A 2,626-nucleotide genomic window follows, 5' to 3' on the forward strand; every position below is an offset into this window, starting at 1 on the left:
TGTTGGCGCCGGCCGAAAATTGACCCACCTGTGAGGGTTGTGCCGCTTCAAATTTGACCCGGGTGTTCAGCCTACCCTGCTGCTTTTTTAAGCGGTGGGGGTATGAGGAGTGATCACCATGGCCATGATTGGCAAGGTCCTGCGGATGCACCACCGCGAGAAGAAGTCGGTGCGAGAGATCGTGAGGGCGACGAGCCTGTCGCGCAACACGGTGAGGAAGTACCTGCGAATGCCGGTGGCGCAGCCACCGAAGTACCGGCGCCGGGCGGCGGCGACGAAGCTGTCGCCGTTCATTGAAACGATCAAGATGGCGCTGCTGGCCGATGCGCGCCGCCCGAGGAAGGAACGGCGAACCGCCAAGGCACTGCTTCAGCAGATCGCCGCGGCCGGCTACGAAGGCGGCTACACGCAACTGACGGACTTCATTCGTACATGGCGCGCCAGCCAAGGCGGCGTTGCAATCGGCAAGGCATTCGTGCCGTTGACCTTCGAGCTGGGCGAGGCGTTCCAGTTCGACTGGAGCGATGAGGCGCTGGTCATCGGGGGCCTCTACCGCAAGCTGCAGGTCTCGCACATGAAGCTGTGCGCAAGCCGCGCGTTCTTCCTTGTGGCGTATCCGAGCCAGGGCCACGAGATGCTGTTCGATGCGCATACCCGGTCGTTCGCGGCGTTGGGCGGGGTGGCATGCCGCGGCATCTACGACAACATGAAGACCGCCGTGGACAAGGTCCATAAGGGCAAGGGCCGCACCGTCAACGCGCGCTTCGCGGTGATGTGCGCGCATTACCTGTACGACCCTGACTTCTGCAACGTCGCCTCCGGCTGGGAGAAGGGCGTGGTGGAGAAGAACGTGCAGGACAGCCGCCGGCGCATCTGGATCGACGCGCGTGAGCGGCGCTTCGCGAGCTTCGACGAACTCAATGCCTGGCTGGGCGAGCGCTGCCGGGCGCTATGGGAAGAGGTCCGGCATCCCGAGCACAGGCAGTTCAGCGTGGCCGAGATGCTCGAGCACGAGCGGGAGCAGTTGATGCCGATGCCCGCAGCGTTCGATGGCTACGTCGAGGAGGTGGCCCGGGTGAGCAGCACCTGCCTGGTGTCGGTGGCGCGCAACCGCTACTCGGTGCCCTGCGAGCTGGCTGGGCAGATGGTCAGCACGCACCTGTACCCGACGCGCGTGACGGTAGTGGCCGGTGATGGCGTCGTGGCCGAGCACGAGCGGCTGACGGACAAGAGCAAGACGCGCTACGACTGGCAGCACTATGTGCCGCTGGTGCAGAGGAAACCCGGCGCACTGCGTAACGGTGCGCCGTTCGCCGATCTGCCCGAATCATTGCAGCGGCTGCGCCGTGCACTGTTGCGCGAGAGCGGAGGCGACCGGCTAATGGCGCGGGTGCTGGCGCTCGTGCCGACGGCCGGACTGGAAGCGGTGCTGGTGGCCGTAGAGCTGGCGCTGGACGGCGCACCGCCTTCCGGGCGCGTGAGCGTCGAACACGTCATCAACGTGCTCGCGCGTCTGAACGCGGCGCCGCGCCCGGACAACGTGGAGACACCGTTGCAGGTGCTGACGCCACCGATCGCTGACACAGCGCGCTACGACCGGCTGCGAGACCTGGGCAGCTTGAGGGAGGCCGGTCATGCGTGACGTCATCGCTGAACTCAAGGCGCTGCGCCTGCACGGTATGGCCGGGACCTGGGCCGACCTGATGGAGCAGAACGCCGCCGAGCTGGAGCGATCCGGCTGGCTGGTCGAGCAGATGCTGCGTGCCGAGACCACCGAGCGCGCCACGCGCTCGGTCACTCACCAGATGAACGCGGCGAAGTTCCCTGTGCACCGGGACCTTGCAGGGTTCGACTTCGAGGTCTCGCCGGTTGACCGCAAGCTCGTGCTGCAGTTAGCCGAGATGGCCTTCACCGATGAGGCGCACAACGTCGTGTTGGTGGGTGGCCCCGGCACCGGCAAGAGCCATCTGGCGACGGCCATCGGCGTGGCGGGCATCACGCAGCATGGCAAACGCGTGCGCTTCTACTCTACGGTCGACCTGGTCAATACGCTGGAGCAGGAGAAGGCTCAGGGCAAGGCGGGTCGCATTGCCGCGAGCATGCTGCGACTGGATGCGGTGGTGCTCGATGAGATGGGCTACCTGCCCTTCAGCCAGGCCGGTGGGGCGCTGCTGTTCCACCTGCTCTCTAAGCTGTACGAGCACACCAGCGTGGTGGTGACGACCAACCTGGACTTCGCTGAATGGAGCAGTGTGTTCGTAGATCCGAAGATGACCACTGCACTGCTGGACCGGCTCACTCACCACTGCCACATCGTCGAGACGGGCAACGACAGTTACCGGATCACGCACGCCACTGCCAACTCGAAGAAGCGCATCAAAGCTCGTGAGCAGGAGCGAAAGGGGGCGGTTGGAAACGCCGGTTGAGCAACATCGCAGGCAGGGACAAGGCGCTGCGGGCTTCGCCCTTCGCGCCTTCTTCGTGCGAGCAATCAGTCATTAGAAAGGAAACCGAGAAAGGACGAAGACGGTAGAGTTATGCACAGCCGGCATCCACGATGCCGGCTTCCATCCCCGGGTCAAAGTTCAACCGGCAGGGTGGGTCAAAGTTCAACCGGCGCCGACAG

The 2,626-nt window shown here is 64.8% G+C and carries 2 protein-coding genes; both read left to right on the forward strand.

Features of this window, described 5'->3' with window-relative positions; translation table 11 throughout:
- The first annotated feature begins 118 nt into the window (after positions 1 to 118).
- Positions 119 to 1,642, forward strand: a complete 1,524-nt coding sequence (istA, locus tag QN397_RS26495; RefSeq protein ID WP_323502502.1) for an IS21 family transposase — start codon at positions 119 to 121, stop codon at positions 1,640 to 1,642.
- Positions 1,635 to 2,426: an IS21-like element helper ATPase IstB gene (gene istB / locus QN397_RS26500; RefSeq protein ID WP_323502503.1), complete on the forward strand. Its 792-nt coding sequence runs from the start codon at positions 1,635 to 1,637 to the stop codon at positions 2,424 to 2,426. Before istA ends, istB begins: the two co-directional genes overlap by 8 nt.
- The last annotated feature ends 200 nt before the right edge of the window (positions 2,427 to 2,626 follow it).

The organism is Variovorax sp. RTB1 (assembly GCF_035018765.1).
Lineage (GTDB): Bacteria > Pseudomonadota > Gammaproteobacteria > Burkholderiales > Burkholderiaceae_C > Variovorax.